The 24,948-nt window shown below is 68.1% G+C and carries 19 protein-coding genes and 1 pseudogene; 16 read left to right on the top strand and 4 right to left on the bottom strand.

Annotated elements, in window-relative coordinates; all coding sequences use genetic code 11:
• Window positions 1–6: 6 nt before the first annotated feature.
• The 6 genes from ACQPWU_RS47620 to ACQPWU_RS47595 are packed head-to-tail and all read left to right on the top strand — an operon-like array spanning window position 7 to window position 9,327.
• Entirely contained in the window at window positions 7–1,017 is a 1,011-nt protein-coding gene (locus ACQPWU_RS47620; RefSeq protein WP_433432784.1) for a LacI family DNA-binding transcriptional regulator, read from the top strand.
• Window positions 1,018–1,027: 10 nt separating this feature from the next.
• Window positions 1,028–2,968 carry a beta-galactosidase gene (locus tag ACQPWU_RS47615; protein WP_433432782.1) on the top strand — a complete coding sequence of 647 codons (1,941 nt, stop codon included), beginning with the start codon at window positions 1,028–1,030 and terminating at the stop codon, window positions 2,966–2,968.
• Window positions 2,965–4,893 (top strand): alpha-galactosidase, encoded by a 1,929-nt coding sequence (locus ACQPWU_RS47610; RefSeq protein ID WP_433432780.1) that lies wholly within the window; start codon window positions 2,965–2,967, stop codon window positions 4,891–4,893. Before ACQPWU_RS47615 ends, ACQPWU_RS47610 begins: the two co-directional genes overlap by 4 nt.
• Complete coding sequence (locus tag ACQPWU_RS47605) at window positions 4,890–6,305, top strand: glycoside hydrolase family 43 protein (RefSeq protein ID WP_433432778.1); 1,416 nt, start codon at window positions 4,890–4,892, stop codon at window positions 6,303–6,305. The genes ACQPWU_RS47610 and ACQPWU_RS47605 overlap by 4 nt, the downstream gene beginning before the upstream one ends.
• Entirely contained in the window at window positions 6,302–7,651 is a 1,350-nt protein-coding gene (locus tag ACQPWU_RS47600; protein WP_433432777.1) for an alpha-L-fucosidase, read from the top strand. The genes ACQPWU_RS47605 and ACQPWU_RS47600 overlap by 4 nt, the downstream gene beginning before the upstream one ends.
• Window positions 7,648–9,327 (top strand): cellulase family glycosylhydrolase, encoded by a 1,680-nt coding sequence (locus ACQPWU_RS47595; RefSeq protein ID WP_433432775.1) that lies wholly within the window; start codon window positions 7,648–7,650, stop codon window positions 9,325–9,327. The genes ACQPWU_RS47600 and ACQPWU_RS47595 overlap by 4 nt, the downstream gene beginning before the upstream one ends.
• Window positions 9,328–9,371: 44 nt before the next feature.
• Here ACQPWU_RS47595 and ACQPWU_RS47590 read toward each other — a convergent pair whose 3' ends face one another.
• Complete coding sequence (locus ACQPWU_RS47590) at window positions 9,372–12,308, bottom strand: glycoside hydrolase family 2 TIM barrel-domain containing protein (protein ID WP_433432773.1); 2,937 nt, start codon at window positions 12,306–12,308, stop codon at window positions 9,372–9,374.
• An 82-nt stretch (window positions 12,309–12,390) separates the two neighbouring features.
• Here ACQPWU_RS47590 and ACQPWU_RS47585 point away from each other — a divergent pair, with 82 nt between their 5' ends.
• Window positions 12,391–13,434, top strand: coding sequence for a LacI family DNA-binding transcriptional regulator (locus ACQPWU_RS47585; RefSeq protein WP_433432771.1), 1,044 nt, complete (start codon window positions 12,391–12,393; stop codon window positions 13,432–13,434).
• A gap of 66 nt (window positions 13,435–13,500) precedes the next feature.
• Here ACQPWU_RS47585 and ACQPWU_RS47580 read toward each other — a convergent pair whose 3' ends face one another.
• Window positions 13,501–14,562, bottom strand: a complete 1,062-nt coding sequence (locus ACQPWU_RS47580; protein ID WP_433432770.1) for an integrase core domain-containing protein — start codon at window positions 14,560–14,562, stop codon at window positions 13,501–13,503.
• A complete protein-coding gene (locus tag ACQPWU_RS47575; protein ID WP_433432768.1) occupies window positions 14,519–14,932 on the bottom strand; it encodes an AfsR/SARP family transcriptional regulator in 414 nt (137 codons plus the stop codon). Before ACQPWU_RS47575 ends, ACQPWU_RS47580 begins: the two co-directional genes overlap by 44 nt.
• Window positions 14,933–15,619: 687 nt before the next feature.
• Here ACQPWU_RS47575 and ACQPWU_RS47570 point away from each other — a divergent pair.
• The 3 genes from ACQPWU_RS47570 to ACQPWU_RS47560 all read left to right on the top strand — a co-directional run bounded on the left by ACQPWU_RS47570 (window position 15,620) and on the right by ACQPWU_RS47560 (window position 19,172).
• Complete coding sequence (locus ACQPWU_RS47570) at window positions 15,620–17,791, top strand: hypothetical protein (protein ID WP_433432766.1); 2,172 nt, start codon at window positions 15,620–15,622, stop codon at window positions 17,789–17,791.
• A 775-nt stretch (window positions 17,792–18,566) separates the two neighbouring features.
• The gene (locus tag ACQPWU_RS47565) at window positions 18,567–18,899 is read left to right on the top strand and encodes a hypothetical protein (protein ID WP_433432764.1); all 333 of its coding nucleotides are present in this window, start codon (window positions 18,567–18,569) and stop codon (window positions 18,897–18,899) included.
• A 42-nt stretch (window positions 18,900–18,941) separates the two neighbouring features.
• Complete coding sequence (locus ACQPWU_RS47560) at window positions 18,942–19,172, top strand: hypothetical protein (protein ID WP_433432763.1); 231 nt, start codon at window positions 18,942–18,944, stop codon at window positions 19,170–19,172.
• Window positions 19,173–19,387: 215 nt separating this feature from the next.
• Here the strand turns inward: ACQPWU_RS47560 and ACQPWU_RS47555 are convergent, their stop codons facing one another.
• A complete protein-coding gene (locus tag ACQPWU_RS47555) occupies window positions 19,388–20,083 on the bottom strand; it encodes a TetR/AcrR family transcriptional regulator (RefSeq protein WP_433432761.1) in 696 nt (231 codons plus the stop codon).
• 233 nt (window positions 20,084–20,316) lie between these two features.
• On the opposite strand from ACQPWU_RS47555, the gene ACQPWU_RS47550 reads away from it, so the two are divergent.
• The 6 genes and pseudogenes from ACQPWU_RS47550 to ACQPWU_RS47525 form a co-directional block, all read left to right on the top strand.
• Window positions 20,317–20,769: a carboxymuconolactone decarboxylase family protein gene (locus tag ACQPWU_RS47550; protein WP_433432760.1), complete on the top strand. Its 453-nt coding sequence runs from the start codon at window positions 20,317–20,319 to the stop codon at window positions 20,767–20,769.
• Window positions 20,770–20,851: 82 nt separating this feature from the next.
• The gene (locus ACQPWU_RS47545; RefSeq protein WP_433432758.1) at window positions 20,852–21,676 is read left to right on the top strand and encodes an isocitrate lyase/PEP mutase family protein; all 825 of its coding nucleotides are present in this window, start codon (window positions 20,852–20,854) and stop codon (window positions 21,674–21,676) included.
• Window positions 21,677–21,736: 60 nt separating this feature from the next.
• Window positions 21,737–22,384 carry a nitroreductase family protein gene (locus tag ACQPWU_RS47540; RefSeq protein WP_433432756.1) on the top strand — a complete coding sequence of 216 codons (648 nt, stop codon included), beginning with the start codon at window positions 21,737–21,739 and terminating at the stop codon, window positions 22,382–22,384.
• Between the two features lie 168 nt (window positions 22,385–22,552).
• Complete coding sequence (locus ACQPWU_RS47535) at window positions 22,553–22,936, top strand: MmcQ/YjbR family DNA-binding protein (protein WP_433432754.1); 384 nt, start codon at window positions 22,553–22,555, stop codon at window positions 22,934–22,936.
• Window positions 22,937–23,169: 233 nt separating this feature from the next.
• On the top strand, window positions 23,170–24,087 hold the full coding sequence (locus ACQPWU_RS47530; protein ID WP_433432752.1) for an NADP-dependent oxidoreductase: 918 nt from the start codon (window positions 23,170–23,172) through the stop codon (window positions 24,085–24,087).
• A gap of 657 nt (window positions 24,088–24,744) precedes the next feature.
• Window positions 24,745–24,948, top strand: a pseudogene (locus ACQPWU_RS47525) (transposase); the annotation flags it as partial.

Genomic DNA, 24,948 nt, shown 5'->3' with positions numbered 1-24,948 from the left:
ATGCGAATGGTGACAATTGCCGACGTGGCCAGGGCGGCGGGCGTCTCCACGAGCACGGTCAGCTACGCGCTCAGCGGCAAGCGCCCCGTCTCCGACGAGACCCGGCGACGCGTGGAGCGTTCGGTGCGGGAGCTCGGCTATTACCCGCACGCGGGCGCCCGCGCGCTGGCGGGCAGGCGCTCGCACATCCTCGCGCTGGCCGTACCGCTGAGAACCGACGTCTACGTGCCGATCATGATGGAGATCGCCACCTCCGTCGCCGTGGCCGCCCGGAAAAAGGGTTACGACGTTCTGCTGATCACCAATGACGAGGGCCCCGACGGCATCCGCCGCCTGGCCGCGAGCGGCCTGGCCGAGGGCGTCATCCTCATGGACGTCGAGCTGGACGACAAGCGCATCCCGACGCTCGGAAAGCTCCAGGCGGCGCTCATCGGACTACCGGGAGACCCCCGCGGGCTGTCCTGCGTCGACCACGACTTCGAGGCCTCGGGCAAGCTCTGCGCGGACCACCTGGCCGACCTGGGTCATCGGGAGGTGGCTTTCATCGGCTATGCCCCCGGCACCTACCAGCGCCACGCGGGATACGCCGAGCGCACCCTCGCGGGCTTCCGAGCCCGTGCCAAGGAGCGCGGTCTGCGTTTCCTCCACCGCCCGTGCGAGGGAACCTACGAGGGTACGGCAGGCGCGCTCGGCCGCATCCTGTCCGACCGGCCCGAGACCACCGGCTTCGTGGTGCAGAACGAGGGAGCCATCGGCCCGCTGCTCAGCCTCCTGCGCACCAGCGGCCGGACGGTCCCCGAGGACGCGTCGGTGATCGCTCTGTGCCCCGAGCGGCTCGCCGAGCAGTACACACCGACCCTCACCGCGGTCACCGGCTCCGCGACCGAGCTCGGCCGTATCGCCGTCGAGCAGGTCGTCTCCCGGATCGCCGCCTCCATGCGCGGCGAGCAGCCCGCCGACGAAGTCGTGCTGCTCAGCCCCACCCTGACCATCCGTGAGAGCACCGGTCCCAGCTAGGAGCACTTCCATGTACCTGCGCGACGACGCCCAATTGTTCTTCGGCGGCGATTACAACCCCGAGCAGTGGGACGAGGCGGTCTGGAAGGAGGACGACGAGCTGATGCGCCAGGCGCGCGTCAACCTGGCCACCGTCGGGGTCTTCTCCTGGGCGCTGCTGGAGCCGGAGGAGGGCCGCTACGACTTCGCCTGGCTGGATGCCCATCTCGACCGCCTTCACGCCAACCGCGTCGCGGTGGATCTGGCCACCCCGACCGCATCCCCGCCGCCGTGGTTCACCCTGGCCCACCCTGACGCCCTGCCGGTCGGACCGGACGGCACCCGGCTGGTCCACGGCAGCCGCGATACCTACTGCCTGGCCGCGCCCGCCTATCGGAAAGCCGCGGTGCGCATCGCCGGTGAACTCGCCGAGCGGTACGGCAAGCATCCGGCCGTCGCGATGTGGCACGTGCACAACGAGTACGCGACGCTCTGCTGGTGCGACCACACCGCTGCCGCGTTCCGTGAATGGCTCCAGGAGCGCCACGGTTCGCTGGACGCGCTCAACGACGCGTGGGGGACGGCCTTCTGGAGCCAGCGCTACGGCGCGTGGGAGCAGGTGCTGCCGCCGCGGGCCACCCAGTGGCACAAGAACCCGGGCCAGCACCTGGACTTCCGGCGCTTCTGGTCCGACACGGTCATCGCCGCCTACCGGGAGCAGCGCGACGCGATCCGCGCCCACAGCGACCGGCCGGTCACGACCAACCTGATGCTGCCCGGCTACCAGAACCTGGACCTATGGGCGATGGGACGGGAGGTCGACCTGGTCGCCATCGACCACTACCCGGACGCGCCGGGGTTCGGCGCCGCCGCCGACACCGCCTTCGCCGCTGACCGCGCCCGCTCGTTCGCGGGCGGGCGGCCCTGGCTGCTGATGGAGCAGGGCACCAGCACCGTCTACTCCAGCGATCAGGTCCTGGGCAAGGAACCGGGCGAGATCCTCCGCCACACGATCGGCCACATCGCCCGCGGCTCGGAGGGCGCCCTGTTCTTCCAGTGGCGGCAATCCCGCGCCGGGGCCGAAACGTGGCACTCGGCGATGGTCCCGCACGCGGGGGCTGACAGCCGGATCTTCCGTGAGATCCAGGAGGTGGGTGAGGCCGTCGCCCGGCTCGGGGAGATCAAGGGCTCGATCGTCATCGCGGACGTGGCCGTGCTACACGACTCTGACGCCTGGTGGGCGATGGAGGTCGACGGCCTGCCGTCGAAGGAACTCGACTATCACGGTTCGCTGCGCCGGGCCCATCGCGCGTTGTGGGAGGCCGGGATCACGGTAGATTTCGCCCATCCCGAAAACGACCTGAGTCGCTATCGCCTCGTCGTGGCTCCGGCCCTGTTCCTGCTCTCCGACGCCGGAGCGGAGAACCTGCGCGACTACGTCGAGGGCGGCGGGACGCTGCTCGTCCAGCACTATAGCGGCGTCGTCGACGCCCGCCTCCACGCCCGCCTCGGCGGCTACCCGGCGCTCCCGCTGCGCGAGGCGCTGGGCATCCGCGTCGAGGAACACCGGCCGCTCCGCAGGGACGAGGTGATCGTCTTGTCGGACGGCACGCGGGCCACGGTGTGGAGCGAGTCCCTGCGCACCGAAGGAGAAACACTCGTCACCTACACCCACGGCATGCTCGCCGGGAAACCTGCGATCACCCGGCACCGCTTCGGCGCGGGGGAGGGCTGGTACCTCTCCACCCGGCTCGATGACTCCGGCTACACCGCCCTGATCACCCGACTCGCCGGTTCCTCCGGGACACCCGGCCTCGAATCCGTCATCAGAGGCAACTGGCGGTTTCTCCTCAATCACGGCACCGAGCCGATCGTCCTTCCCGAGCCCGGCCCCGACCTGCTGACCGGCACGACCGTGGGTGAGCTCCCCGCGGGCGGCTGCGCCGTACTGAAGCAAGGGAGAACACTATGATCGACGCCCTCCTCGAGTCGGGGCTGCCCCTGGTCGAGGTGACCGCGACCGGGCACGGCCGCCACTGGTCGAGTCACCGGCTCATCGACACCGCCATCGGCTCCCGGATGCAGCGCCGACGGCAGCACGCCACCGGCGACGAGCACACCGTCGAACTCCACGACCCGGAGACCGGCCTGGTCGCCGAGGTGACGTACCGATCGCCGGAGGGTCTGCCCGTGCTCCGCAGCGAGGTGCTCCTGCGCAACGAAGGCGAGCACCCGCTGATCCTGGAGTCGGTCACCTCGCTCGTCGTCGGTGGCTTCCCGGCAGAGGGCGCGGAGCTGATGTGGGCCGAGAACGACTGGCTGGCCGAATACCGGTGGCGGCGCAGCCCGCTGCGGCTCACCTCGCCCGAACTCAGCGATCAGGTCAGATACAGCAATGGCAAGGACTGCTTCACCCTGGCCGGGCAGGGCGTCTGGTCGAGCTGCGGCCACCTGCCGATGGGCGGCCTGACCCACCGCGAGAGCGGCCGCACGTGGCTGTGGCAGATCGAGCACAACGGCGGCGGCTGGCGCTGGGAGTGCGGCGCGCGCGAGGACACAGCCTACGTGGCTCTGTCCGGACCCAGCGACGGCCACCACGGCTGGCGGCATCCGCTCAACCCCGGTGAGGAGTTCCGCACCGTGCCCGTCGCGCTCGCGGTGGGCGAGCACGACGAGGCGTTCGCCGCGCTGACCCGCTACCGCCGGGCCATCCGGCGCCCGCACCGGGACCACGAGCGGCTCCCGGTCATCTTCAACGACTACATGAACTGCCTGATGGGTGACCCGACCACGGAGAAGCTACTTCCCCTGATCGACGCGGCGGCGGAAGCCGGGGCGGAGTACTTCGTCATCGACGCGGGCTGGTACGCCGAGATCGACAGGAGCTGGTGGGATACCGTCGGCGCCTGGGAGCCGTCCGCCTCACGCTTTCCCCGCGGCATCGGCGAGGTCCTTGACCGGATCCGGGAGCGCAGCATGGTCCCCGGCCTCTGGCTGGAGCCGGAGGTGATCGGCGTGCACAGCCCCCTGGCGACATACCTGCCCGACGAGGCGTTCTTCCGCCGGGACGGCATCCGGGTCGTCGAGAACCACCGCCACAACCTGGACCTGCGCCATCCTGCCGCCCGGGCCCACCTCGACCGGGTCGTGGACCGCCTCGTCGGGGAGTGGGGCGTCGGCTACCTGAAGCTGGATTACAACATCGACCCCGGCTCCGGCACCAGCAGTCATGCCCGTGAGACCCCCGCGGCCGGGCTGCTCGGTCACAATCGCGCCCACCTCGACTGGCTCGACGGCGTCCTGGACCGGCACCCGCACCTGGTGATCGAGAACTGCGCCTCGGGCGGCATGCGCTCCGACTACGCGATGCTCTCCCGCCTCCAGCTCCAGTCCACCAGCGACCAGCAGAACCTCCGGCTGTACGCGCCCATCGCCGCCTCCGCGCCCACCGCGGTCCCGCCCGAGCAGGGCGCCGTCTGGGCCTACCCGCGGCCGGGCGACTCCCTGGACGAGGTGGCCTTCACCATGGTCAGCGCGCTGCTCGGCCGCATCCACCTGTCAGGTCTGCTGCCGGAGCTGGATCCCGGCGCCCGCGCCCTCGTCCATGAGGCCGTGGCCGTCTACAAGGAGATCCGGGCCGACCTGCCCCAGGCTGTGCCCTCATGGCCGCTCGGCCTGCCGGCCTGGGACGACCCGTGGGTCATGCTGGCCCTGCACGCCCCGGCGGCCGCCTATCTCGCCGTCTGGCGGCGTGGCGGCGAGGAAACCATCGAGGTGCCCCGCGCGGAGCTGCTCTATCCCGCCGACAGCAAGGCCCGCCTGACAGAACAGACGCTGACCCTGCCCACCGCGCCCTCAGCGGTCCTGCTCCGCCTCACCGAGGAACGTTCGAGATGAACCCTGTCATCCCCGGATTCCACCCCGATCCCAGCATCTGCCGGGTCGGCGACGACTACTACCTGGCCTGCTCGAGCTTCGAATACTTCCCGGGCATCCCGATCTTCCACAGTCGCGACCTCGTGCGCTGGACCCAGATCGGCAACGTCATGGAGCAGCCCCTTTCTGTCGAGGTCCCCTCCTCAGCAGGTGTCTACGCGCCGACGATCCGCCATCACGACGGCCGGTTCTGGCTGATCGTCACGATCATGACCGTCGAAGGCCCGGTCAACGTGCTGTTCAACAGCACCGATCCGGCTGGGCCGTGGTCCGATCCGGTCCGGCTGCCCGGCGTCCCCGGCATCGACCCCGACCTGGCCTGGGACGAGGACGACGGCTGCTGGGTCACCTTCGCCGGCATGGGGCAGGTCCGCATCGACCCGTGGACGGGGGAGAACCTCGCGGAGCCACGCGAGGTCTGGAACGGCACGCCGGGCGCTCTCGCCCCGGAGGCGCCCCACCTCTACCGCGTCGGCGACCACTGGTATCTGATGATCGCCGAGGGCGGCACCGAGCGCGGCCACGCCGTGTCGATCGCCCGCGGGCCCGCGCCCGACGGGCCGTTCGAGCCGTGCCCTGCCAACCCGATCCTGACGCACCGCGGCACCCACCATCCGGTCCAGAACACCGGCCACGCCGACCTCGTCCAGGCCGCCGACGGCTCATGGTGGATGGTCTTCCTCGCGGTACGGCCCCGCGGAGGCACCCCCGGCTGGCACGTCCTGGGCCGCGAGACCTTCCTCGCCCCGGTGAGCTGGGTGGACGGCTGGCCCGTCGTCGGCGAGATCGTCTCCGGCGTCCCTGCCGGCCCTTTCAGGGACGATTTCGACCTGACCGAGCTCCAGCCCTCGTGGATCTCGGTGCGGAGCCGCCCTCGCATCACGAAGGAGCGGCCCGACTGGCTGACGCTCCACGCCCGCGGCGCCTCCCTGGACGAACGCGACGTGGCCTTCCTCGGCCACCGCGCGCAGCACCTGAGGTGGCGCGCCCGAACCTTGATCGACCCTTCGCACGGGCGCGGCGGCCTGGCGGTCCGGCTGGACGAGCGGCACCACTACGAGATCGAGGCAGGCGACGGCCGTGTTCAGGTCATCGCCCGCATCGGCTCGGTGCGATCCGTGGTCGCCGAGCATGCGGTCACCCCCGCCCCGATGGTGCTCACCGTCGAGACCGGGGAGCCGCGAGTGCCGGGCGACGCGTGCGCGGAGCCCGACACGCTCTCGTTCGGCATCGAGGGCTCGCCCGCGCTCGCCATCCTCGACGGCCGCTACCTGTCCACCGAGGTGACGGGCGGCTTCACCGGCCGGGTGATCGGCATGTACGCCGCTACCGGCGCTGTCCATTTCGACTGGTTCGACTACGAGGAGCTATGAACTCCCTCAGCGCCTTCGCCGAGCTGCGGTTCGGCATGTTCCTCCACTTCAACATGGGCACGTTCACCGACGAGGAGTGGGCGGCGCCCCACCAGGATCCCAAGCTCTTCGCCCCCACCGCCGTCGACTGCGAGCAGTGGGCCGCCGCGGCGGTCGCGGCCAAGATGAGCTACGGCGTGCTGACCGCCAAGCACCATGACGGCTTCTGCCTGTGGCCGAGCGCCCACACCGACTACGCCTCCCGGGACGACATCGTCGAGCGGTACGTCTCCGCTTTTCGAGCCGCGGGCCTCAAGGTCGGCCTGTACTTCTCGATCTGGGACCGTACGGCAGGCGTCCAGGCTCCGCCCCGCTTCGGCGTCGCCGCCGACCAGGCCGTTCGGCCGCACCACGTCACCTTCGTCCTCGACCAGCTCACCGAGCTGCTGACCAGGTACGGGCCGATCGACCTGCTCGTCACCGACGGCTACGCGTGGCAGATGGGCCAGCGTGCCGTGCCGTACCAGCGAATCCGGGAAACCGTGCGGGCGTTGCAGCCCGGAATCGTGATGATCGACCACGCCGGGCTACTGGAGCCGTTCGTCGGAGACGCGATCTACTTCGAGGAGCCCCTGGGCATCACCGCGCCCCCGGGCAACACTTACGCCGGAGTCCAAGGCCAGACGATCAGCGACGGATGGTTCTGGCACCCGAGCACGCCCACCGAGCAGCTCATGAGCAAGGCGGACATTCTCCATCACCTCGCCGACCTGGAGCCGAAGTACGTCTCCTTCCTGCTCAATTGCCCGCCCAACCGGGACGGTGTGCTGGACGGCAACATCGTGGCCCGGCTGGCCGAAGTGGCGGAGTCCTGGCCCGGACCCGACCTGTCGCGCCCGCCGCTGCCGCCGCAACCGCCGCGGGTGGAATACCCCGTCACCCCGGCAGGGGCTTACGCGTCCGCGGGCCAGGATGCGGACAACGCCATCGACGGCCTGTGCGCGCAGGACCACGAGTCGTCCTGGTCCGCCGGTGAGCTGCCCCAGTCGCTCACCGTCGACCTCGGCGAGCTCTGGAGCGGCATCTCCGCGCTGGAATACCTGCCGAGGCAACTGGAGCGCGACGCCGACGACAACGGCGACGTCACCGCGTGCACGATCTCGACCAGCGTCGACGGCCTCACCTTCGCGCCGGTCGCCACGGCCGCCTGGGCAGCCGACCGCACCATGAAGTTCGCCCGCTGGCCCGCCGTCGACGCCAGGTATGTCCGGATCGAGGTGGCCGCCGCTGCGGGCGGCTACGCCTTCATCGGCAACCTCCGGATCGGCGGCGAGGCCACCCTGCCCACCCGGAAGGGAAGGAAATGAAGAAGGCCCCCCTCCTTATAGCGCTGATCGCCTTAGTGATGGGGCTGGCCGCCAGCCCCACCACCGCCACCACCGACAAGCGCGTCCGCAGCGCGACGGAGATCGTCGCGGCGATGCAGCCCGGCTGGAACCTGGGCAACACGCTGGACGCGATCCCCGACGAGACCTCGTGGGGTAACCCGCCGGCCACCAAGGCGCTGTTCGAGGCCATCCGCGCCCAGGGCTTCCGCAGCGTCCGCATCCCGATCACCTGGACCGACCATCAGTCCGCCGCCGCGCCGTACACCATCGACGCGACCTGGATGAACCGGGTCAAGGAGGTCGTCGACCTGGCGCTCGGCTCCGACCTGTACGTCCTGATCAACATTCACCACGACTCGTGGCAGTGGATCTCCAAGATGACCGCCAACCACGACGAGGTGGTCGCCCGCTTCAACGCCTCGTGGACCCAGATCGCCGCCGCCTTCCGTGACGCGCCGTCCAAGGTGCTCTTCGAGGGCATCAACGAGCCGCAGTTCGACAACGCCACCGACGAGCAGAAGATGACGCTCCTCGCCGAGCTCAACCGCTCCTTCCACGGCATCGTCCGAGGCTCTGGTGGCGGCAACGCCGAGCGGATCCTGGTGCTCCCGACCGTCCACACCAGCGCCGATCAGAAATACCTGGACGCCCTGTCCAGCGAGATCGCCGCGCTGAACGACAAGAACCTGGCCGCGACCGTCCACTACTACGGCTTCTGGCCGTTCAGTGTGAACATCGCCGGATTCACCACCTTCAACGAGCAGGTTCAGCAGGACCTGATCGGCTACTTCGACCGGGCGGCCCAGACCTTCGTCTCCCGCGGCATCCCGGTGATCCTCGGGGAGTACGGCCTGCTCAGCTTCGACGTGGACTGGAACGCCGTCCAGCAGGGCGAGAAGCTGAAGTTCTTCGAAATGCTGGGCTACGAGGCGCGCGCCAAGAAGCTCACCACGATGTGGTGGGACAACGGCCAGCACCTCAACCGGCAGAACCTGCGCGAGTGGAAGGACCCCGGCCTGTTCGCGCAGATCAAGTCGAGCTGGACCACCCGTTCCGGTACGGCTTCCAGCGACTCGATCTACCTGCCCAAGGTGGGCGCGATCGAAGCCCAGACGCTCACCCTGAACAAGAACGGCACCTACTTCCGCGGGCTCTGGCATGGCGCCACCAGGCTCTCCCCGGACCGGGACTACACGGTCTCCGGCGACAAGCTGACGCTCACGGCGACAGCTCTCACCCGGCTGGCCGGCGACCGGTCCCACGGCGTCAACTCGACGATCCAGGCCCGGTTCTCCCAGGGAATCCCGTGGAACATCCACGTGATCAGCTACGAGACACCGGCGCTGTCGAACGCGACCGGCACCACGGAGTCCCTGACCATCCCCACCCGGTTCAACGGTGACCGGCTCGCCACGATGGAGGCCAAGTACGGCGACGGCACCAACGCCGCACCCCACGACTGGACGTCCTACAAGGAGTACGGCAGGTCCTACTCTCCCGCCTATGCCGACAACTCGATCCGCCTGCTCAGGGAGCTCGTCAGCCAGATGCGGGAGAACACATCGCTGACGCTGACCTTCCACTTCTGGAGCGGCGCCAAGATCACCTATCAGGTCACCAGGTCCGGCGACACGGTCACCGGCACCGCCTCCTGAGGTGAGAACACCGCCCCGCTTGGTTGGCGGGGCGGTGACTTCTTTCAGGCCGTCGCCGAAAGGATGAAGGCGAAGTCGGCGGCTCTGACTTCCAGCCGGTGCCGGGGAAGGATGCCGGGACCGACCGCCCCCGATCCGACGCCCTGGACGGCGTGGTCGGTGTAGAGGTAGATCAGCGGCTCGGGGACCAGGTCGCTCTGGTGCCGGGCGGAGGCGAGCTGCCTGTCGCTCCAGCGGCGGGCGGCGAGGTTGAAGACCGGGTCGCCCTCGATGCGGATGCCCCCGATCTCGGCCCACCGCACGTCCGCGCGGGTGCCGTTGTCCTGGGGACGGACGTACGGCGTCTGCAGTTCGTCCACTGTGGCGTGGAAGTGGCCGATCTGTGCCGCCTGCCGCGAGTCCGGATATGCCTCACCCGGCCCGGCGCCGAACCACTGGACCTGCGACGGCTCCTCGGGAAGCTGCCACATGAGGCCGATGCGTCCCAGGGAGGGCGCGCTGTGACGCCGGAGCAGCTCCTTGCGTTCCTCGTCCGGCTGATCCGCGTCCACCGTCTCCTCGTCGAAGAAGAACGTGCGCTCGGGCCAGTAGCCGACCGGCTCGGTGTGCACGTTGAGGCGGACCCGCTGACCGTCGCTCTCCCAGCGGTAGGTGCTGAGGTAGCCGCAACCGGAGTTCGCGGCCGAACTGCGGACCACGACGGTCAGGCCGTCGTCGCCGGCCTCGACGGAGACGGTCCGGTGCAGCAGCCGGTCCAGGCCGCGGGCCTTCCAGTAGTCGGCGTCGCCCTGCCCTGCCGAGCGATCGTTGTCCGTGGGCGCGCGCCACAGCGCCAGCCGGGGGCCATGCAGCTGCCGGTCGCCGAGCCCCACCAGGGTCCCGGTGCGCCGGTCGAAGCGCGCCGGGCCGAGGAGGAGGTGCTCGCCGGACTGCTTGGCGGCCTGCCGTACCTCTGACAGAGTGGGGCTCTTCTCGGGTGTGGCGGGCGGGACCTGGCCCCACGCAACCACGTGGCCCTCGGGCGCCCAGGCGGTGGCCTCGGCCAGCTCGGCCCGCACGGTGAGCCAGCCGTCCACCGCCGGGACGGGGACTTCGACGATCATCCCCGGGCCGACCCGCGGCACCTGGAGCTCCCCCTGGTCATGGGTGAAGCGCAGGTGAGACAGGTCCAGGAAGGCGTAACGGTTGCGGATCGCGATGTGGCCGGGACTGCCCGGCTCGATGACGACGGGCTCGATGACCTTCTGGTATTCCAGCATGCCCGGCGACGGCGTGCGATCCGGGAACATGAGTCCGTCGCAGATGTAGTTCGCGTCGTGCAGTTCCTCACCGAAGTCGCCGCCGTAGGCGAAGAACTCCCGATCCTGCGCGTCGGTGGTGCGCAGGCCCTGGTCGATCCATTCCCAGACGAACCCGCCCTGGACCCGCGGGAACTCGTCGGTCAGCCGCATGTACTCCGCCAGCGCGCCGGGGCCGTTGCCCATCGCGTGCGCGAACTCCGTGTAGATGAAGGGCATGCGGTTGCGCCGGTCGTCCGCCGGGTCGCCCGCGCCCTCGGTGAGCGGATAGAACATCTCCCCGGGTCGCAGCCCGCCCTGGCCGATGCGGCGCACGACGGCCGGAGTGCGATACATCTCGCCATATATGTCGACATAGCGGGCCAGGCGGTCCGCCTCGTAGTGGACCGGCCGCGACGGGTCGCGCTCGTGGACCCACTCGGCCATCGCCTCGAGGTTCTGCCCGTCGCCCGCCTCGTTGCCGAGCGACCAGATGATGATGCTCGGGTGGTTCTTGTCGCGCTCCACCGTGCGCTGGACTCGGTCTAGGTATGCCTCGCGCCACCGCGGATCGTCCGACGGGTTGCCGATCCAGGGCTCCGGCTGCGTCTGGTCGAAGGCGTGGGTCTCCAGGTCACACTCCAGGACCACCCACAGGCCAAGCTCGTCGCAGATGTCGAGGAAGGTGGGGTGCGGGGGGTAGTGCGAGGTGCGGACGGCGTTGACGTTGTGCCGCTTCATCAGCTCCACGTCGCGACGTATCAGCTCCGGGCTCATCACGCGGCCGCGATCCGGGTCGAATTCGTGCCGGTTGACGCCGCGCAGCACAATCCGCTGCCCGTTCACCGTCAGCACACCCTCGTCGGTGATGGCGACGGTGCGGAAGCCGTACCGCACGCGAACCCGCTCGCTCGCGGTGGACAGGACGGCCTCGTACAGGAACGGGTCCTCCGCGCTCCACGGCCGCACCCGCTCGAAGTTGAAGGTGTCCGTGGTCGGGGCGGCCGCCACCCCCAGCAGCGGGATGTCGACCTCGACCGGTCCGTCCGCGTCCACGTCGAACCGGACCCGTCCGCTCCCGTCGGCGGAGTACTCGGCACGCACGAAGACGTCTCGGATACCGCCAACAGGCCGCGCCAGCAGGGCGACGTCACGAAAGATCCCGGAGATCCGCCAGGTGTCCTGGTCCTCCAGGTAGGTGCCCGAGGAGTACTGGTGAACCCGGACGGCCAGGACGTTGCGCCCCTTGACCAGAGCCTTCGAGGCATCGAACTCCGCAGGCAGGCGGCTGCCCCTGGTCACTCCCAGCTCCACTCCGTTGAGCCAGACCCGCGCGCACGAGTCCACCCCCTCGAAGCGCAGGACGGCAGAGCTGCCATTCCATTGGAACTCGCGGCGGTAGTCGCCGGTCTGATTCTCATCCGGGACGAACGGCGGGTCCACTGGGATCGGATAGGGAATGTTCAGGTAGGCGGGCCTGCCGTACCCATGGAGCTGCCAGTGCGACGGAACCGGCAGCCGATCCCACTGAGTGTCGTCGAAGTCCGGCGACTCGAAACCGTCCGGCTCGTCGAGCCCGATGGGGGAGAAGCGGAACGCCCAATCACCATTCAGGTCGAGCCATGGGGCGTCAGAAGCCAGGACGGCTCGCGGCGCCGCCTTGCCGAAGCCGGGCGAGAAGTCCTCGAAGTAGCGCTGGGACATACGTTTCCTCTGCTTGCGCGAAACTTTCGCGCGAAAACGTAGTATCGAACGCTCGTTGCGGGAAGCCATACCCTGGTGAAAAATGCAGGCCGCGCCAGAGAAAGCCTTCCCCTATAGTTTCCTCGTGACCGACAGCCCACGCTCGCACGATGAGGTACCGCCCTCGGTCACCATCGCGTTCATCGCCGAGGCCGCCGGCGTCTCGATCCCCACCGTGTCGAAGGTGCTCAACGGCCGTTCCGGCGTCTCGGACGAGACTCGCGCCCGGATCGAAGAGCTGATCAACCAGTACGGCTACCGCCGTCCCTCCGGCACCCGGAGCAGCACCGTGGAGCTCGTCTTCCGCGAGATGGCCGACACGTGGGCCGTGGAAGTCATCCGGGGGGTCGAGCGGGTGGCGCGCAAGAACCGGATCGGTCTGTTCGTGTCACAGTTCGACTCCTCCATCGACGACACGATCGGCCGCCGCCCCAGCTGCGTGCTGTTCGTCTCCCAGATCTCGAAGTCCGAGCGTGACAGGCTGAAGGCGAAGGAAATCCCGTTCGTCGTCATCGATCCCATCGACGAGTTGCCAGACGACATCCCCTTCGTGGGCATCACCAACTGGCGGGGCGGCCACTCGGCCACCCGGCACCTGCTCGACCTGGGACACCGGCGCGTCGCGATGATCAACGGGCCTGACTATCCGTTCTGCCGGGCTCGCATGGCCGGATATTTCTCCGCGCTGGGCGAAGCCGACCTCACCCCGGATCCCGCGCTCCTGGTCCGCACCGAACTCACCCGCGACCACGGTTACGCCGCGGCCCTTGACCTACTTTCCCGCGCTGGCAGGCCGACCGCGATCTTCGCTTCCAACGACATGCAGGCGTTCGGCGTCTACCGGGCCGCTCGAGAGCTGGGCCTGTCGGTCCCGGGCGACCTGAGCGTGGTGGGCTTCGACGACCTCGTCGTCTCGGACTGGGTCGACCCGCCGCTGACCACCGTCCGCCAGCCGTTGTTCGAGGTGGCTGGCGCTGCGACCGAACTGGCGCTGACCCTCGGCCGCGGCGAGCCGGTTCCCCAGATCGGGCTGGAGATCGCCACCATCCTCACGGTCCGTGAGAGCACGGCGCCGCCGAAGGGCTGAGCCGTACGAGCACAATGCTGTGCGCCTGTGCCGCTCGAATATTGAGTTACGTGGCCTGAGCTGTGGTTAAGCGGCGTGTTGGTATTCGCTGATCATGCCGGTGACGACGGGTTTTCGGCGGATGGATCGCAGGTCGTTGAGTTCGGTCAGGTGCCGGACGGGCTGCGTTGCGACGTTCGGGGGACGCTGGTACCGCGATTGGTGCGGCCTGTGCCCGTTGTAATGGGCCAGATACTCCTTGAGCACGAGTGCCAGATGGCGTTCATCAAGGATCAGGATTCGGTCCAGGAGTTCGCGGCGCAGGGTGCCGATGACGCGCTCGCAGATGGCGTTCATTCTCGGCGTCCGCGGCAGCGTGGTGACCATCCGCAGCCCTTCAGCTTTGAAGACCTCCCGGAATGCGGAGGTGAAGAGCGGGTCTCGATCGTGGATCAAGACTCGCAGGCTGGTGATGCGGTCACCCAGGTCCATGGCCAGGTTGCGAGCTTGCTGCGCCGTCCATGCTCCGGTCGGGTGTGCGGTTACTCCGGCCAGGTGTAGTCGTCGGGCGCCGTGCTCGATGAAGATCAGCACATACACCCGTTTGAGCAGTATCGTCTCGACCACGAGGAAATCGCAGGCGATGATCGCGTGGGCATGAGTGGTCAGGAACTGCCGCCAGGTCGGCCCGGCCCGGCGGGGCGCCGGATCGATACCGGCGGCGTGGAGGATTTCCCACACCGTGGAGGCCGCGATCGGGTAGCCCAGGCGAGCCAATCCCCCTTGGATTCTCCGATGTCCCCAGGTCGGGTTCTCCCGCGCCATCCGAGTAATCAGTGCCTTGACCGGCGGGCGGGTGCCTGGCCGTCCCGGGCGCCTCCTGTCCGTGAAGGTCCACTTACGCGCCACGAGGCTACGATGCCAACGCAGGATCGTCGCCGGGGTGACCGGGAACACCTCCGCCCACCGGCGGCGGTGGACCAGCCGCGACAACGCCGCCAGCCAGAGCCGGTCGGCGTGACCCCACTGCGGCCGGCCGCCGAGCTGACGTCGACGCACCTGATTCTCGTGACGAAGCACCAGCAGCTCAACGTCCTTCGACAGATCAGCGCGGACCAGTACCGCCAGCAGGCCGAACAGGCCCCTCACCAACCGGTGGACAAGCGATGACAACACCTTGGGATGGTCGCAGCAGCCGTTCCGAGCGCGCAGCAAAATCCCAGCTCACAGTACGAAACCGGATTTCCGAGCGGGACAAGGATCCGGCTCGGCTCGCGCCGGCGACGGCGATCCGGAAACGGGAGGCGTCCACCTGCTCGGGCGGCACCTCGATGCGGTAGCCGTCGCCTTCGCGCACTATCTGGATGCCGGTCGGATTCAGCCATTCCCGCGGCCGGTACACCGCGCTGTGCAATGCCGCCGGCTCGCATCCCGCCAGCCCCCAGACGAACGCGATCAACCGCGCCCGATCCACCAGGCGGCCCGGTGTGAGCAGCAGCGCGCCCAGCAGCCGACGCACGGCCGGCCGGGACACCGTACGTTCCCGCCCGTCCACCCACACCCGCAACGAGCCCAGCACCCCGAAGGCGGGCGGGGAGCCCCCGACACAGGCCACCACACCATTGAAGAGGACTGCCGGACGTCCCCGATACACCGCAGGTGGATGGATCAGCGTTACATACCTGACGTGCCTGGCTCGAAAATTGGTGAGTTCGTGGGCAGGCGGCAGCGAACCCCGGCCACTCGATCTCGTGTGAGGTCTTCACCAGCCCTCCGCCTTTCACGGCGGCGCTGCCATCGGCCTGGGCCCTCCATCCACAGGCGCAGCGTCTCGCGGTTGATGTCCAGGTCCCGGGGACACCGACGCGTACGTCCGCGCCGGGTCAGACAGGTACAACGCGACGGCGTCCGCCTTGAACTCCGGCGGATACGACTTCATCGCCACGTGGAACTCCTTGCCTCCGGATTTCCATCATCCGGTACTCAAGGTCTCCACACCTTGGGGGAGGCCCCGGGCACGGAACCCGACCCATGGCCGCGCTGAACGCCATCTTCGACCTTCTCGAATCCGGCGGCGCGGACAACCGTTGCGGCCCAAATGAGGTTCATGTACCGAAAGAGACATCTCGTTCTAACCTGCAAGATAAGGTAACCAACCCAGACGACGATCGGGGCGAGGGGTCGCCGCCGCTGCAAGGGTTGCCGCATGGAGATCAAGGACGCTGTCACGCACATACGACACACCGGCGTGTTGTGGCGCGGCTTATGGATGGTGGGCCGGCGGCCGGTCCGGTTGGCGGCCCCCGCCGTGATGGCATTCGTGCCGCTGGGTGTGGTCCTGCTAGTGACGGTAATGCCCTGGTTGGGCGATGCGGGGGTTGTGGTCAACGGGGAGTTCGTGCTGTTCGGGGCAGCTCCCGGGCCGCTTTGGGGCTGGTTGGCGGTGGCGCTGGTGCTCGGGGTGGTCGTGCTGGCCCTCTCGCTGCCCGCCACGGTGATCGTGGCCGCGGGGCTGATACTGGACCGGCCTGTGTCCCCGGCCGCCGCGTTGCGGGTCGCGGTACGGCACTGGAGCACCGTGCTGCCGCTGGTCGGGGCCTGGGCGCTCGGGGTGGTGGCGGGCGCGGCCGTGGCGCTGGGCGTGGCGGAGCTGAGCGGGTCACCAGTGCTCGCGCTCCTGGCCATGGCGGTGGTGGTGGCGCTCGTGCTGCCGGTGTTGCTGGCCGTGCCCGCCGCCGTCCTGGAGGGACGTTCGGCGTGGGGCGCGCTCGGCCGAGCCTGTCGCCTGCTGGCCTTCAACGGGGTGCTCGGCACGTTCCGGCTGATCGTCGGCGTGGTGGCCATCCCGGCGCTGGTCGCGCTGGGGGTGGAACTGCTCGGCGACATTCCGGCGGTCGAGCGGCTCGGGACCGCGCTGCCTGCCGGGCTCGTGGCCATGGTCGGCGGGATCGCCGGCGTCGTGCTCAACGTGGGCATCGCGGCCGTCCAGGCGGCCGTGCTGGCCAGGACGTTCCTTTTCCTGCTGGCGCACCGGGACGGCGAGCCGGCATTCGAGGAGGTCGCGCGCCTGCTCCCCGAAGCCCCGGAGCTCCGGCCGCGGGCGCCGGTGGTGCTGGCCGCGCTGGTGCTGCCCGGCCTGCTGTACGGCGGCGCCGTCGTGGTCAACCCGCTCGGCTGGCCGCAGGTCAACGACATCAACGCGACGCAGGACCTGAGCTCCGCCTCAGGCCGACTTTTGACCAACAGGGCGGACCAGGACGATCTGCAGGCGTGGCAGGGCGCGAACGGGCAGCTCATGCTCCTGAGTAACGGGACCCGGGAGAGCACGCTGCTCACCTGCGCCGGCAGCCCGTGCCATGACGTCTCGCTGGCGTGGCGGCGTGACAGGAGCGTGCAGGTGCACACCGGGAGTGCCCGGCTGGCCGACGGGCGCGTCGCCCTGGTCGTCTGGACGCCCGATGACGGCGAAGGCGACACGGATTTCTACCGGCTCAAGCTGCTGATCTGTGATGTGAAGGGCTGCTCGGCCGCGCCAGGGGTGCTGTCGCTCGCCACGGCTGAGGACCTGCACCTGCACAACGTCGCCGTGGACTTGGCCGGGCGCCCGGCCGGTGGGCTGGTCGTCGCTCTGGCGCGACGGGACGATGGGGGAGGGGACAACGCGTCGATCTCCTTCGTGTTCTGCGCCGATGCGCCCTGCTCGCATCCCGAGACCAGGATGTCCGCGCGCCTGGACGGTAACTTCGTGGGCTTCGAGCGCGGTCTCACCATGGTCGTCGGGGCCGATGACCGGCCGGTGGCCGCGCAGACGAATATCACCTCCGGTGCCGTGTCCGTGATCTCCTGCGCCGATCCGGGCTGCGAGCGGGCGCGGGTGACCATGCCTGTGAACAGCGAGGGCGATATCCCCTTCGACAGATGGGAAGGTTCCCGTTTCGTGGCTGCGTCCTTGGCCGTGCGCGAGGACGCCCGGCCGGTGATCGCCTACAGTCATCTACGCGACGGGGCGATCACTCTGCTCGACTGCCGGTCGGCGGACTGCGCACAAGTCGACCAAGCGACGCTGGCAGGTCCCGATGGCGGGCGGACGCCTCCTCCCGCGCTGGCGCTGGACGGGGCGGGGCGGGCACTGGTGGCCTACCGGGATCTTGAGCACCGGCAGGTCATCCTGGCCTCCTGCACCGGCACCCGCTGCGAGCGCACCCGCGTTGCCAGGATCCAGCACGGTTCGAAAGGTGGCCTGGCCATCACGCTGGACGGCCAGGCGCGACCGGTGATCGTCTGGACGGACGGCGACGAGTTCATGAAGGGCCCGTGGGCATTCAGGGTCACCACGGTGCTCAACGTCGAGGATGCCGGGAGGACGGACTCGAGATGACGCCCGCAGGGCTCCATCGGTTCGACGGGTGGAAGTCGTACAGCTAGACATGGTAGACACAGTTGGCCCCGGCAATCACCAGCCGCGATGTACCGGCTTGGACGGGGAAGAGACCGACGGAAAAGGACCCGGCCAAGGGCACCTCGCAGGCGGTCGACTTCACTCTGTGAGGGCCGGGGGCTGCGATGCCCGCGGCTACTCGGCCAGGCGCAGCATCAGAACAGACCCTGGTCAATTCATTCGACAGGGCGTGCCTACTTCAGCACAGTCGGACCATGAGTCTCACTGTGCATACCCGCTGCCCAACTTTCACGATCTGGCCGCCAACGATGCGACGACAGCCCTGATCATCAACGTGATCACCACCGTGGCGCAGTTCCAGCGCGACCTGTAAAACGAGCTGACCGCCAAGGGAGTCGCCGCAGCGGAGGCCGAAGGCCACTACCGCGGCCGGCCGCCCGCGCTGACCGGCGCCCAGCTTGAGGACGTGCGATCGGCGTTCTGGGACCACGGCACCTCGATCGCGGCCCTCGCTCGCGCATGGACTGAGCCGGGTCGGCCGTCCGGACCGCGCTGGCCGGCTGCTGACCGACCAGCCGATCCCATCCCCTCGTTCATACTGACCGAGGGATGTACACGCAGCGCAGGACGACCCTGCCGAAGCAGCCGGCTAAGTTGCTCGCGGGCGCCGCCAACGGCTGTCCACAGGTTCCTCAACCCCGAGAGCGGCGCCGAACTCCGCCGGCTGGCCCGCCAGATCGCCGCTGACCCCGCCGTGTGGACGCCCGCGCTGGCCGCCCTGGTCACCGATCTGTTCAAAGAGATGGCACCCGTCTGGGACGCCGAGCACGCCACCGGCCGCCTGGACTTCCTGACCGACGCCCTGGACCGCGGCGGCCCGCCGCCGAACGGGATCTGCCTGGAACTCGGCTCGGGCACCGGCCAGCCCGCCCCCGTCGTCCTGGCACATGCCCGTCGCGGGTTCGTCGTGGTTGGCGTCCTCAGCGCTGTCCTGGATGAGACCACAGTGCCTCGCCGTGCGGCGTACGCGGTGTGCGAGTCGGTCTGCCACCGCGCGAGCGAGCTGCTCGGCCATGCTCTCGGCTAGCACCTGGTCCGCCGCTACAGAGGTGGGACCCGGCGTCAGGACTTGGCGCAGCTGATCGCTCTCGCCCGGGCGGAGCTCGACTTCGCCGTGGTGGGGGAGGCGGGCCCGTTCGACGACGTGATGATCACGATGGGTGCGGCGCTAGGGGAGGTCCTGGACCGGGTGGCTGGTGAGGAGGCCGCGCCGCCGCAGCTCCTGGATGCGGCGCGCACGGCTCGGGTTCAGGCCGATGTGCTGTGGAGTCACTATGGCGGGGACGCCGGCGGTGCCTGAGCTCCCGACCAGCCGGGCAGCCTGCTGGTTGGCGGGGCGACCCAAGGCGCCATGTCCGTCCCGCAAGAGAGCCCAGTCAGTCACTGTTCATAGGGGCATGACCCGGATACGGCAGAAACTCGCCACGGGATGATCTTGAAGGCGGAGTCCTAGCTGTGTTCCTTCACGACGTTGTTGTCACCTCAGTGTTGGCTTCTGGCGGCGCTGGCGGTATTTCACGGAGCCTTCGACGGCACGGGCGCTGACGCCAATCTGCTGGCCGATCCAGCATTAGGACCGTCCGGCCTCGTGGTCGTGAAGGTCTCCACGTAGTCGATGGCCGTCTGCAACGCATCCTTCAGCGGAGAGATGTCCCGGGCGACCTGGGCAAGGAGCATGCCGCCCTGGAAGGCAGCAAGGAGCAGGTTGGCCAACTGCGCGGAATCTGCTTCGGCGCTCATGCGGCCGAGTCGCTGCATGCGCTGGATTCCATCGCGGAAGATGCCTCTCCACTGGTCGAACGCGCTCGCGAGTTCATCGTGAACGTCGAGATCGGTCTTGATGATCTCGCTCGCGAGGGAACCGAGGCTGCAGCCTTCCTGGTAGGCGCGTTCGTAACCGACGTAGAACGCCGCCCACTTCCGAAACGTGTCGAGGGTGTCGAAGCCGGAGAACTGCTCACTGCGATGGAGCGCTAGTATGCGCTCGGCCTGCCATGCGATCACTGCCAGGACGAGACTCTCCTTGGTCGGGAAGTAGTGGTTGAGCTGTGATCCGCCGACGCCGGCGGCGTGACGGACCTGCTCGTTGTTCGTGGCGTGGACGCCGTTGGTGTAGATGAGCTCCGCGGCGTGCTCCAGGATTCGGGCCCGCGTGGCCTGTCCCTTGTCGGTGAGCTTGCGAGGCTCCCGGGCTCCCTTCGTGGGCTTCATGCTTCACACGATACCGAATATTGGGCTTGACAGCCCAGTCGCGAGCAGTGTTCACTCTAAAAGTGGGCTGGCTAGCCCAAAACTGTCGCCTGAGTCGGCTGACGACGACCATTCCCATCGATCGGAGTTGATTTCCAATGTCACGCCTTAGCGTTCCCTCTCCTGACGACGTCCCCGACGGGGCGAAGGGCATCCTCGACAGCGTCGGCGCACAGTTCGGCTTCGTCCCGAACATGTTCGCGACTCTCGCGTCGAACCCGACCGTCCTCGACGTCGTCATGACACTGCAGGGCACCTTGAGCCGGGTTCTGGACGCGAAGACGCGGCACACCATCGCGCTCGCCGTGTCGCAAGCCAACGGTTGCGATTACTGCCTGGCGATACACACATACGTATCGTCCGAACTCGGTGGCATGTCGAGCGATGACATCGACTTGGCCCGGGCCGGGAGCTCGATCGATCCCAAGCGCGCCGCGGTCGCTCGTTTCTCTCAGCAGGTGGTGGAGAGCCGCGGTCAGGTGAGCGACGCCGACCTGGCGGCTGTGCGAGGCGCTGGGTACACCGACCCGCAGATCCTGGCGATCGTCACGGTGGCGGTGCAGGTCCTGCTGACCAACTTCATCAACAACGTCAACCAGACCGGCATCGACATCCCCGCCGTCAACTCGGCCGGTACGCCCGGCTGATCGCCGGGACGCCCGTCGAGGCTGCGCACACAGCCCGGTAAACCCCTCACTGCCTCAAACGATCACTTAGGAAAGATGCGATATGCCAGGCTCCGAACTCTATGAGAAGTTCATGGCGCTACACACCCGCGACGGTGGCCTCGTCATGCCCAACGCATGGGACGGCCTCTCGGCGTTGATGCTGGCCGATGCCGGCTTCGAGGCGATCGCGACATCATCGGCGGCACTCGCCACCACACTCGGCCGGTCCGACGGACGTCACGAAGTCACCCGCGACGAGCACCTCGAGCATGCGCGGCTGCTCGGCCGGCTCACCGGGCTGCCCGTCAACGGAGACTTCGAGGACGGCTACGGCGACACGCCTGAAGACGTCGCGGCGACCGTCGAAGCCGCCGTCGAGTCCGGCCTGGCCGGTATCGGGATCGAAGACACCTCGGGCAATCCCGATCAACCCATCCGCGACTTCGACGAGGCAGTCAACCGCATACGCAGCGCCGTCGAGGCGGCCAAGGGGCGCATCGTCGTCACCGGCCGCACCGACAACTTCATCCAGGGGCGGCCCGATCTCGACGACACCATCCGGCGTCTGACGGCCTTCGCCGAGGCCGGCGCGGATGTGCTCTACGCCCCGTACCCACCCGACCTCTACGCACTCGTCGCGATCGTCACCGCCGTCGCGCCGACACCGGTCAACGTCCTCATCTCACCGGGGGACAAGGTGCTGACCGTCGCTGAACTGCAGAAGGCCGGGGTCAAGCGCATCAGCTTGGGTCCAGCGCTCTACACCCACGCAATGGAGGCACTCGAACAGGCCACCAAGGCTCTCGTCGCGGGTGACCTCACCGCCGCGACGACAGGAATCAGCTTCGAGCGCATCAGCGAACTACTTGCCCGCGGCACGAACTAGCCCAAAACACCGCGAACCACCGCTCATCACCCACCCATCGCAAGAAGAAGGCAGATTGACATGAATATCGACAAGCTCATGAATAAGCACCTCACCAGGTATTTCGACCCCAGCAAGACCATTCCGGAGGAAACCTTTCAGCAGCTGCTGAGGTTCCTGCGCTCCACGCCGTCATCGGTGAACGTACAGCCCAACCACTTCTACGTCCTCGCCACGCCCGAAGGCAAAGAGCGGCTCGCCAACAACCTGGGCGAACGATTCCAGGACAACGCCGAGAAGATCCTTAACGCGTCGCACACCATCATCCTCACCACCCGGGCAGATCTACCCGACAGCCACCTCGAGGCGGTGTTCACGAAGGAGAGGGCCGACGGGCGGTTCCCTGACCCGTCAAAGCAGGAGCTGTGGGAATCAATGACCCGAGACTTCCTCAACCTGCGCAACTACAGCTACAAGGACCTGAACCACTGGATGGAGAAGCAGACCTACATGGCGGTGGGCCTGACCATGATGGCGGCCGCTGAGCTCGGCGTCGAGGCCACGCCGCTCGAAGGGTTCGACCCGACCAGTGTCGACAAGGCGTTCAAGATCCGCGAGACCGGACACAGCACGACGGTGCTGCTGGCCCTCGGCTACCCCGACCCGGAGAGGGTGTACACCACGCCGATCTCGCGATTCGACGCCGACCGGCTGTTCACCTTCATCTAAACACCCACCCGGAAACCAAAACCCACAACAACACATAGTGCTCGTAACACGATCTTGTTGAGGTTGCCGGCGTGCGGGCGCCGCCGTTCGCGGCGGCCATGCGGGAGACGCCACCTTGGGCCTTGGCCGCCGGTTAGGGCACTCGGATCGACAGAGGAGTTGATCACCTTGGACGGACAGGAGCTGCAGAAGATCGCGGGCGACTACACTGTGGGACTGCCCGGCGCCCACCTGGAGCATCGTTTCGGCTCCGACTGGAAGGTCTACAAGGTGCGCGGCAAGGTCTTCATGCTCATGACCGACATGCCGGGGCGCTCCGTCGTGATCCTGAAAGCTGATCCGGATGACGCCGCAGCCCTGCGTGAGCAGTACGCGGACATTACCCCCGGCTATCACATGAACAAGAAGCACTGGATTACGGTGGAAGGCGGGGGCGCCATCGACGAGAAGCTGGTGAAGGAGCTCGTGATCGACTCCTACCGTCTCGTGGTCGGCGGGCTTCCCAAGTCCGAGCAGCCCGTGGATCCGCGCACCTACGGCCGCCGCGCCTGACCTTCGACATGCCCATCAGCGGCGAGAGGCTCCAGGACAGAGCGCGCGACACGGCACTGGCGATCGGCCACCGACCGGCGCAAGTACCCGAACCGCCACACACACCAGGCCCATGACCTGCGAATTCACGATGCACGCGACTCATCGGCCTGCAGCCTCATCTGCCGGAGGCGGCTGGAGAAGCACCGCTCGTGATCGTGTTTCGAACACATACGAGGAAGGGGACGATCTCAATGAAAGCCATCGTGGTAACCGACCAGGCCGCGGGAACGGCCGGGATGACGCTGACGGAGCGGCCTGAGCCGCCCGCGGCGATCAACGACGTCATCGTTCAGATTCATGCATCGGGCTTCGTCCCGACAGAGATGGAGTGGCCATCGACCTGGACCGATCGCGCCGGCCGTGACAAGACACCGTCGATCCCCGGCCACGAGCTGGCCGGAGTGGTCACCGCCCTCGGCTACGGCACGACGGGGCTGTCGGTCGGGCAGCGGGTGTTCGGCCTCGCCGACTGGCACCGCGACGGCACCCTCGCGGAGTACGTGGCGATTGAAGCACGCAACCTCGCGCCGCTGCCCGGCGACGTCGACTTCACGGTAGGCGCGTCCCTGCCCATCTCGGGTCTGACCGCGTGGCAGGGGCTGTTCCAGCACGGCCGCCTTCAGGCCGGCCAGACCGTCCTCGCCCATGGCGCAGCCGGAGCAGTCGGGACGATGGTGACCCAGCTCGCACGTGAGGCCGGCGCTTACGTCATCGGCACTGGACGCGCCGCCGACCGTGAGAAGGCGCTCGACTTCGGCGCGCATGAGTTCGTCGACCTCGAGAACGACGCGCTGAAAGACGTCGGGGGCGTCGATCTGGTCTTCGATGTCATCGGCGGCGACGTCCAGAGGAGCTCCGCGGCTCTGATCAAGACCGGCGGGACGCTGGTGTCGGTCGTGGGCCCGGTCGAGACCCGCCCCGCTGATGGCCTGGCGATCGATTTCGTTGTCGAGGCCGATCGCACCCAGCTGGGTGAGATCGTGCAGCGAGTCCGGGACGGGCGGCTGCGTACGAACATCGGAACCACCGCGTCCCTCGACAACGCGGTCGCAACCCTCAATTCAACCGAGCGACGCCAGGGGAAGACAGTCATTCGTGTACGCCCGTAGGGAGTGATGGCCACACTCTGATCGGTGGGGCCGAGCGGCCAGTCGAAGCGACTCGTCGCGGAAAGCAGCGTCGGGTCCGCCGCTCGAACGGGTCATCTGATCCGTGCGGCGGACCCGACGGGTACACACATGACCTCCTCGGACATCGATATAGACGAGTGATGCACACATCCCAAAACGTTGACCGGCGCATCGCGTCAGCCCGCCTCGTCAACGTCTCGCTCGGGTCGGTCGGCAATCCTCGCCGCACCTCGTCACAGACTCTCTTGATGCCGAGGTGGGGAGGGAGTCGGTGGTCTTTGCGAGCATGCCTTCGTACGGAAGAACCACGCGAGGTGGTGCGGGCGGCCCCAGCTGAAGGACCTCGCCGCCCCTCAGATCGAGGGCCTCGGGCACGAGCCCACGCTGTTCGATCTGCTGTAAACAACCTCATGAAGTGATGTCGGGCAGGTTGGCCATGGCGAGGGCGGCGCTACCGGCGTTCAGCATGAGCTGGAGGTGGGCACCTCAGACAACAGAGCCGGGTGACGGCGTACACCATCGACAAGATCACGAAACCTGATCCCAGGTGAACCGACCAGCCATTCGGCGCCCTTGCAGTACTCGAGTTTTTGAGCCCCACAGGATAACGAGAGGAGTTCGTGGTCGGCGTGTCCCTCCACTCGTGGCCGAGCCGTGCTTGATCGGGAGCTCTATCTGCCCAGGGAATCGTGGATCGCGTCGCCGGAGCGCCGCGCGGCCGCACGCGCCCCCGAACAGGTCGACTTCGCCACCAAACCTCAGCTCCTACAGGCCATGATCGAACCGGCGCTCGCCGCCGGCGTGCTGTCCGGCTGGGTGACCGCCCACGAAGCCTACGGC

Origin of the sequence: Nonomuraea sp. CA-141351 (assembly GCF_050944675.1) — a bacterium.
GTDB lineage: Bacteria > Actinomycetota > Actinomycetes > Streptosporangiales > Streptosporangiaceae > Nonomuraea.
This window is presented reverse-complemented; position numbering and strand designations above follow the sequence as displayed.

Coding starts and splice junctions, on each gene's coding strand:
- ACQPWU_RS47595 (WP_433432775.1), top strand. CDS start 7,648: ATGAAGAAGGCCCCCCTCCTTATAGCGCTGATCGCCTTAGTGATGGGG.
- ACQPWU_RS47555 (WP_433432761.1), bottom strand. CDS start 20,083: ATGAAGCCCACGAAGGGAGCCCGGGAGCCTCGCAAGCTCACCGACAAG.
- ACQPWU_RS47620 (WP_433432784.1), top strand. CDS start 7: ATGGTGACAATTGCCGACGTGGCCAGGGCGGCGGGCGTCTCCACGAGC.
- ACQPWU_RS47605 (WP_433432778.1), top strand. CDS start 4,890: ATGAACCCTGTCATCCCCGGATTCCACCCCGATCCCAGCATCTGCCGG.
- ACQPWU_RS47600 (WP_433432777.1), top strand. CDS start 6,302: ATGAACTCCCTCAGCGCCTTCGCCGAGCTGCGGTTCGGCATGTTCCTC.
- ACQPWU_RS47590 (WP_433432773.1), bottom strand. CDS start 12,308: ATGTCCCAGCGCTACTTCGAGGACTTCTCGCCCGGCTTCGGCAAGGCG.
- ACQPWU_RS47570 (WP_433432766.1), top strand. CDS start 15,620: ATGGAGATCAAGGACGCTGTCACGCACATACGACACACCGGCGTGTTG.
- ACQPWU_RS47585 (WP_433432771.1), top strand. CDS start 12,391: ATGCAGGCCGCGCCAGAGAAAGCCTTCCCCTATAGTTTCCTCGTGACC.
- ACQPWU_RS47615 (WP_433432782.1), top strand. CDS start 1,028: ATGTACCTGCGCGACGACGCCCAATTGTTCTTCGGCGGCGATTACAAC.
- ACQPWU_RS47530 (WP_433432752.1), top strand. CDS start 23,170: ATGAAAGCCATCGTGGTAACCGACCAGGCCGCGGGAACGGCCGGGATG.
- ACQPWU_RS47610 (WP_433432780.1), top strand. CDS start 2,965: ATGATCGACGCCCTCCTCGAGTCGGGGCTGCCCCTGGTCGAGGTGACC.
- ACQPWU_RS47545 (WP_433432758.1), top strand. CDS start 20,852: ATGCCAGGCTCCGAACTCTATGAGAAGTTCATGGCGCTACACACCCGC.
- ACQPWU_RS47540 (WP_433432756.1), top strand. CDS start 21,737: ATGAATATCGACAAGCTCATGAATAAGCACCTCACCAGGTATTTCGAC.
- ACQPWU_RS47550 (WP_433432760.1), top strand. CDS start 20,317: ATGTTCGCGACTCTCGCGTCGAACCCGACCGTCCTCGACGTCGTCATG.